At 68.0% G+C, this 7,153-nt stretch carries 6 protein-coding genes and 1 pseudogene; 1 reads left to right on the top strand and 6 read right to left on the bottom strand.

The features are described from left to right. From VLF18_RS13265 to rfbB, 6 genes and pseudogenes are all read right to left on the bottom strand, one after another. Positions 1-320: pseudogene (locus tag VLF18_RS13265) on the bottom strand (S9 family peptidase); the annotation flags it as partial. Between the two features lie 180 nt (positions 321-500). Next, positions 501-1,937: a mannose-1-phosphate guanylyltransferase/mannose-6-phosphate isomerase gene (locus tag VLF18_RS13260; RefSeq protein WP_325280108.1), complete on the bottom strand. Its 1,437-nt coding sequence runs from the start codon at positions 1,935-1,937 to the stop codon at positions 501-503. Between the two features lie 85 nt (positions 1,938-2,022). Beyond that, positions 2,023-2,940, bottom strand: coding sequence for a dTDP-4-dehydrorhamnose reductase (gene rfbD / locus VLF18_RS13255; RefSeq protein ID WP_325280107.1), 918 nt, complete (start codon positions 2,938-2,940; stop codon positions 2,023-2,025). A 55-nt stretch (positions 2,941-2,995) separates the two neighbouring features. Beyond that, the gene (gene rfbC, locus VLF18_RS13250; RefSeq protein WP_325280106.1) at positions 2,996-3,556 is read right to left on the bottom strand and encodes a dTDP-4-dehydrorhamnose 3,5-epimerase; all 561 of its coding nucleotides are present in this window, start codon (positions 3,554-3,556) and stop codon (positions 2,996-2,998) included. Beyond that, positions 3,553-4,440, bottom strand: a complete 888-nt coding sequence (rfbA, locus tag VLF18_RS13245) for a glucose-1-phosphate thymidylyltransferase RfbA (protein WP_325280105.1) — start codon at positions 4,438-4,440, stop codon at positions 3,553-3,555. Before rfbA ends, rfbC begins: the two co-directional genes overlap by 4 nt. Positions 4,441-4,506: 66 nt before the next feature. Then, positions 4,507-5,562, bottom strand: a complete 1,056-nt coding sequence (rfbB, locus tag VLF18_RS13240) for a dTDP-glucose 4,6-dehydratase (protein WP_325280104.1) — start codon at positions 5,560-5,562, stop codon at positions 4,507-4,509. A 187-nt stretch (positions 5,563-5,749) separates the two neighbouring features. Here rfbB and VLF18_RS13235 point away from each other — a divergent pair, with 187 nt between their 5' ends. After that, positions 5,750-7,147, top strand: coding sequence for a hypothetical protein (locus VLF18_RS13235; RefSeq protein WP_325280103.1), 1,398 nt, complete (start codon positions 5,750-5,752; stop codon positions 7,145-7,147). Positions 7,148-7,153: the final 6 nt, after the last annotated feature.

Here is a 7,153-nt window from a genome sequence, read left to right as displayed (position 1 = left end):
CCGTTCGCCACCGGGAACTCGAAGCCGCCGATCGGTTCCCCGACCGTGTACATGAGCCGCTGCTTGCCGACCCAGGTGAACGACACGATGTCGTCCATGCGCGGCGTGATGCGCGTCGCCTTCATGTCGCTCAGGCGCATGATCGCGAGCGAACGGCGATTGTCGACGACGGCGTCGGCGGCGATGTACTCGCCGTCCGGAGAAATCTTGACGCTGGAGTACTGGACGTGGCGCGCGAAATCGGCGAGCGGCACTTCGGCCTGCGCGCCCGCGGCACCCATCATCATGGCCAGGCCGGCGGCCAGGCGACGGATCGACATGGAAAACTCCTTGGCTGGATTGCGGCGGCGGCCCCCGTGACCGCGCCGTGACTCGTAACGCCCTTCACTGGAACGTCGCCGCCGGAACTCTCAGGCGCCGCGTCCCGCCACCATGCCGTTTGTGACCTGGGGCAGGCCACAGGTCAATCGGGAAACCGTGCGCAACCGGATCACCGGATGTCAGTTCCGAGCCGCACGTCCGTAGCGATCCTCGAGCCGCACGATGTCGTCCTCGCCGAAATAGTCGCCGCACTGGACTTCGATCAGATGAATGTCCTCGGCGGTCGGATTCTCGAGCCGGTGCAGCGTGTCGATCGGGATGTAGGTCGATTCGTTCGCGTTGAGCAGGAATTCGCGTTCGCCGACGCGCACCCTGGCCGTGCCTTTGACGACGGTCCAGTGCTCGCTGCGGCGATGATGCTTCTGCAGGCTCAGCACGTGGCCGGGCTTCACGACGAGGCGCTTGACCTTGCAGTCGTCGGCGTCCTCGAGAACCGTGTAGCTGCCCCAGGGACGGTGCACGGTCTGATGGAACGCGGCCGCGTCGTGCTTGTCGGCGCGCAGCCGGTCGACGACGAGCTTGACCTGCTGCGCGCGGTCCTTGTCGGCCACGAGCACGGCATCGTCGGTGTCGACGATGACGAGATCCTTGATGCCGACCGCGGCGACCATGCGCTTGTCGCTCTGGATGTAGCAGTTGCTGCTCTCGATCAGGATGGCCTGGCCGCGCACGCGATTGCCCTGTTCGTCGGACTCGGCTTCGAGTTCGCTGACCGCCTTCCACGAACCGATGTCGCTCCAGTCGAAGGTCGCGGGCACGACGGCGCGGCGCGGCGCGTGTTCCATCACGGCGTAATCGATTGAGATGTCGCGCTGCGCGAGGAACGCCTCGCGCGCGTATTCGATCGGACTGTCGAAACTGACCGCGCTGGCCTGGCAGGCGCGCGCGGCGGCCAGTATCTCGGGACAGGCCTGCGCGGCCGCGTCGAGCAGCGCGTCGGCGCGGAAGCAGAACATGCCCGAGTTCCAGACGTGATCGCCGGCGGCGAGATAGCCCTCGGCAACCTCGCGCCTGGGCTTTTCGACAAACGCTGCGACTTCGCGGCCTTCGCGGCCGGCGATCGCGTCGCCGAGACGGATGTAGCCGAAGCCGGTTTCCGCATGCGTCGGCACGATGCCGAACGTCGCGAGCCAGCCGTCCTCGGCGAGTTCGCGCGCACGGCGCACGTCGGCGGCGAAGCGGTCGAGCTCGCGGATCAGGTGATCGGCCGGCAGCACGAGCAGCACGGCATCGGGGGACAGATGTGTCACCGCGTACTGCGCCGCGAGCAGGATCGCCGGCGCCGTGTTGCGTCCCGCCGGTTCGAGCAGGAACGGCAGGCGGTCGAGATCGGCGTGCGGATGCGTCGCGTATTCGTCGCGCGTCAGGAAATAGTAGTCGCGGCCGGTCACAGTCAGCACGTTGCCGCCGTCGGCGACCGACAGCGCGCGATCGAGCGTCTTGTAGAGCAGCGATTCGCCGTCGGCGAGCCGCATGAACGGCTTCGGATAGGCGCTGCGCGACACTGGCCAGAGCCGCGTGCCGGCGCCGCCGGAAAGGATTACGGGAATCAGCATGAGCAGTGGTCCATCGAAAGACTCGGACGCGCAGTCGCGCGGGATGCCTCGCAAGAATCCGCGTCGACGTTTTTCGACGCATCCCTCACGCGAGTTCGCCGATGACGTCGCGCAGGCCCTGCCGCCAGTGCGGCAGCGAAAGGCCGAACGTGTCGCGCAGCCGGCGCGTGTCGAGCACGGAATACGCCGGCCGGCGCGCCTTGGTCGGATAGTCGGCCGTCGCGATCGCGGCGACCTCGGGAATGCGCTCGATCAGCCCGGCGGCGTGCGCGAGCGCGAAGATCTCGCCGGCGAATTCGTGCCAGCTGCACTCGCCGGCACTGACGAGGTGATAGTGGCCGGACTGCGCGCGGCGCGTCTCGCGTGCGAGCGGCAGCCAGCGCGCGAGTGCGAGCGCCGTGGTCTGCGCGATCAGCCGCGCCGGCGTCGGCGCACCGCGCTGGTCGGCGACGATGCCGAGACGGTCGCGCTCGCGCGCGAGCCTGAGCATGGTGCGCAGGAAATTTCCGCCGCGCGCGCCGTAGACCCATGCGGTGCGGAAATTCAGGAATTCGGCGCCGCTCGCGGCGAGCGCCTGTTCGCCGGCGAGCTTGGAGCGGCCGTAGGCGCCGAGCGGCGCAGTCGCGTCGTCCTCGCGATAGGGCCGCGTGCCCTGCCCGTCGAAGACGTAGTCGGTCGAGTAGTGCACGACGGCCGCGTCGTGCGCCGCGGCCCAGGCGCCGAGGATGCCGGGCGCATCGCCGTTGGCCTGCTGCGCGAGGGTTTCCTCGTCTTCGGCGCGATCGACCGCGGTATGCGCGGCGGCGTTGACGATGAGCTGCGGTGCGACGCGGTCGCAGAGCGCACGCAGCGCCGCGGCATCGTGGAAATCGGCGCGCTCGCCCGCGATGCCGCCGGGCAGCGTGCCGCTGCGCGTCGCGGCGACGACGTCGCCGAGCGGCGCGAGGCTGCGCTGCAGTTCGAAGCCGACCTGGCCGTTGGCGCCTAGGAGAAGGATCTTCACGACGTCGCGTTCGGAGTGTGGAGGAGTGAGAAAAATAGAGAAAGCGCAGGTGGCGTCACACGGCCTCGTAGACCGGCAGGCGGTCTTCGGCGACGTCGGCGAGGAACGGCGCCTTTTCGTCCTTGGCCGACAGCAGCGGCGCGCTGACCGGCCAGTCGATCGCGATCGCCGCATCGTTCCAGCGGATGCCGGCGTCGGCCTTGGCGTCGTAGACGTTGGTGCACTGGTAGGCGAAGGTCGCGAACTCCGACAGCACGACGAAGCCGTGCGCGAAGCCTTCCGGCACCCAGAAATGGCGGTGGTTGTCGGCCGACAGGATCACGCCCGCGTACCGGCCGAACGTCGGCGAACCGCGGCGGATGTCGACGGCGACGTCGTAGACCTCGCCCTCGACGACGCTGACGAGCTTGCCCTGCGGATTGGGCCACTGGTAGTGCAGCCCGCGCAGTACGCCCTGCGCCGAGCGCGACACGTTGGCCTGGACGAAGCGCAGGTCGAGCCCGGCCGCCTTGAATTTTTCCGCGTTGTAGCTTTCGTAGAAAAAGCCGCGCGCGTCGCCGAACACCGCCGGCTCGATCACGACGCAGCCCGGCAGGCGCGTTTCGACGACCTTCACGGCGCGACTCCGTGTTCGGCGATCTGCAGCAGGTAGCGGCCGTAGCCGTTCTTGGCGAGCGGCCTGGCGAGCGAACGCAGCTGGTCGGCGTCGATCCAGCTGTTATGGAACGCGATTTCCTCGGGGCAGCAGACCTTGAGTCCCTGGCGGTTCTCGATGGTCTCGATGTAGTTCGAGGCTTCGACGAGCGAGTCGTGCGTGCCGGTGTCGAGCCAGGCATAGCCGCGGCCGAGCTTTTCGAGCATCAGCGAGCCGTCTTCGAGGTAGCAGCGGTTCAGATCGGTGATTTCGAGTTCGCCGCGTGCCGAGGGCTTGAGGCTGCGCGCATAGTCGACCGCGCGGCCGTCGTAGAAATACAGGCCGGTCACGGCGTAGTTCGACTTCGGCGCGGTGGGCTTCTCCTCGAGGCCGACGACGCGGCCCGAGGCGTCGAACTCCGCGACGCCGTAGCGTTCCGGATCGTGCACGTAGTAGCCGAACACCGTCGCGCCCTGCGTGCGCGCGGCCGAGCGCCGCAGCACGTCGGTGAAGCCGTGGCCGTAGAAGATGTTGTCGCCGAGGATCAGGCATGACGGATCGGTGCCGACGAAATCGGCGCCGATGTGATACGCCTGCGCCAGACCGTCCGGCGAGGGCTGCGCGGCGTAGCTGATCGACAGGCCCCACTGCGAACCGTCGCCGAGCAGCTGGCGGAACAGCGCCTGCTCGTGCGGCGTGTTGATGACGAGCACGTCGCGGATGCCGGCGAGCATCAGCACGCTCAGCGGGTAATAGATCATCGGCTTGTCGTAGACCGGCAGCAGCTGCTTGCTGACGACCTGGGTCAGCGGATAGAGCCGCGTGCCGGAACCACCGGCGAGAATGATGCCTTTCTTCGTCGTCACGTTCGTCGTCCTGCGTTGCCGTCCTGCCTGAAGGCGCGCGCGGCGCCCGATACCCCCAATCTGCGCTCAGACTCCGCCGAGGCGCTCCATGCGATAGCTGCCGTCGAGCACGCGGCCGCACCAGGGCTGGTTGTCGAGGTACCAGTCGACCGTGCGCGCGATGCCGCTCTCGAAGGTTTCCTGCGGCGCCCAGCCGAGTTCGCGCTGCAGCTTGCTCGAATCGATCGCGTAGCGGCGGTCGTGGCCCGGGCGGTCCTTGACGTAGGTGATCAGGCTTTCGCGGCGGCGGCCGTCGGCGAGCGGGCGGCGCTGGTCCAGAAGTCCGCAAATGGTCTTTACCACATGGATATTTTCGCGCTCGGAATCGCCGCCGACGTTGTAGACCTCGCCGGTGCGACCGGCTTCGAGCACGCGCTGGATCGCGCGGCAGTGGTCGCGCACGAACAGCCAGTCGCGCACGTTGCGGCCGTCGCCGTAGACCGGCAGCGGCTCGCCCGCGAGCGCCTTCTGGATCATCAGCGGAATGAGCTTTTCGGGAAACTGATACGGACCGTAGTTGTTCGAGCAGTTCGTCGTCAGCGTCGGGAAGCCGTAGGTGTGGTGGAACGCGCGCACGAGGTGGTCGGAGGCGGCCTTGGACGCCGAATACGGCGAATTCGGCGCATACGCGGTTTCTTCGGTGAACTTGCCGACCGGGCCGAGCGAGCCGTAGACCTCGTCGGTGGACACGTGCAGGAAGCGGAAGCCGTCCTGGCGCTCGAGCGGCAGGCCGCGCCAGTAGGCCAGCGAGCGTTCCAGCAGGTTCAGCGTGCCGACGACGTTGGTCTGGACGAATTCGGCCGGGCCGTCGATGGAACGGTCAACATGCGACTCGGCCGCGAAATTCACGACGGCGTCGGGTTCGTGCTCGGCGAGCAGCGTCTCGATCAGCGCGCGGTCGCCGATGTCGCCCTGCACGAAGACGTGGTCCGGATGGCTGCGCAGCGGCGCCAGCGTGTCGAGGTTGCCGGCATAGGTCAGCTTGTCGAGGTTGACCACGCGGAAACCGCCCTGGCCCAGCAGATCAAGCACGAAGTTGCCGCCGATGAAGCCGGCGCCACCAGTCACGAGCAGGGTTTTCATGCGTCAGGGTCGCTCCAGATTGCCCGATACGGCCGGGAAACGCCGGCCGCAGAGCCCGAAAGCGTACCAGAAGGCCGTCCGGGCCGCCCCGCGACGGCGTCTCGGCGCACCGCCCGGACGCTGCCGACTGTCAGGTCCGGCGGCCTGACTGCGTATTCCGCTCCCGACCACTCATCCGGAACCCCTCATGCGCCGTATCACGTTGCTGCTGCTCGCTCTTTCCGCCCTGCCCGGCGCTGCCGTCGCCGCCGAACAACTCGATGCGACATACCGTGTGACCAGCAACGGGCCGATCAGCTTCAGCGCGGTCGCGCTGCTGCCGCTGCCGGGTGGGCGCCTGGTCGAAGTGGTCCAGTGGCCGACCCAGTCGGGGGTCTGCGGCGATACCGCCTGCATCGGCCTGAGGTTCTGGGACGCCAACACGAATCTGATCGGCACGGCGCGGGTCAAGGCAGCGGCACTGCAGTCGGTCAAGGCGGCGACGGTCGACGGCCGCGGCCGCATTGTCGTCGTCGGCAGCTATCAGGGGGCCGGCGCCGACGGCATCGACTTCGGCATCGTGCGCTTCAATACCGACGGCAGCGACGACACGAGCTTCGCCGGCGATGGCGGCACCGTCGTCAATTTCGGCCTCGGGCAATCCAACGACGATTATCCGACCGCCGTCGCGGTCGATCGCGACGACAACATCGTCGTCGTCGGCTCGGTGCAGCGCTCCACGGCCGGGGACACCGATATGGGCATCGCGCGGCTGCGCGCGTCCGACGGCGCGCTCGACACGACCTTCAGCGGCGACGGCAAGAACCAGGTGTTCTTCGATCTCGGCCCGAACCTGCGCATCGATCAGGCCAACGCGGTGGCCGTGCGCAACGACCGCAAGATCGTGCTCGGCGGCATCGCGCTCGACAGCGGGATCTCGCGGACCCGGCCGGTCATGGCGCAGCTCAACGCCGACGGCACGCTGGACACGAGTTTCTGTTCGCCGACCTGCTCGCTCAATGCCGGCTACGACACGATCCACACCGGACGGCGCGTCTACTACTTCGGCACGCTGTCGGCGCATTCGGACGAGATCCTCGGCATCGACGTCGCCGGCAACAACGACATCGCGATCGTCGGACACACCTTTGCCGACGACGGCTCGAACCGCCGCGCCGCGCTCGCGCGCTTCAACGCCGCCGGCAGCCAGCTTTCGGAGCGCATCGAAGCGGGTCTCGGCGACAACGGTTCGTTCCGCGACGTGCGCTTCGCCGACGGCAACGGCACGCGCATGATCGCCGCGGGCGTCAGCGGTCCCGGCTCGAACTATTTCCTGGCGCAGGCATTCACGGCGACGTCGCAACCCGATGCCACCTATGGCAACTGCCTGACGAACAACAGCGGCTTCTGCTTCATCGGCGGCTCCGGCATCGGCGACGACGGTCCAAACGAGGCCGGCCAGCTGCATCTCGACGCGCGCGGCCGGCCGCTGTTCATGGGCCGGTATTTCACGGACGGCGTCACGCGCGGCCAGATCCTCTCGCAGCGCATCACGAACACGACGGGACCGCTGCCGGATCGCATCTTCCGCCAGGGCTTCCAGTGACCGCGA

The sequence above is a fragment of the Tahibacter sp. genome, from assembly GCF_035481375.1.
In the GTDB taxonomy this organism is placed as follows: domain Bacteria; phylum Pseudomonadota; class Gammaproteobacteria; order Xanthomonadales; family Rhodanobacteraceae; genus Tahibacter.
This window is presented reverse-complemented; position numbering and strand designations above follow the sequence as displayed.

Coding starts and splice junctions, on each gene's coding strand:
- rfbB (WP_325280104.1), bottom strand. CDS start 5,562: ATGAAAACCCTGCTCGTGACTGGTGGCGCCGGCTTCATCGGCGGCAAC.
- VLF18_RS13235 (WP_325280103.1), top strand. CDS start 5,750: ATGCGCCGTATCACGTTGCTGCTGCTCGCTCTTTCCGCCCTGCCCGGC.
- VLF18_RS13260 (WP_325280108.1), bottom strand. CDS start 1,937: ATGCTGATTCCCGTAATCCTTTCCGGCGGCGCCGGCACGCGGCTCTGG.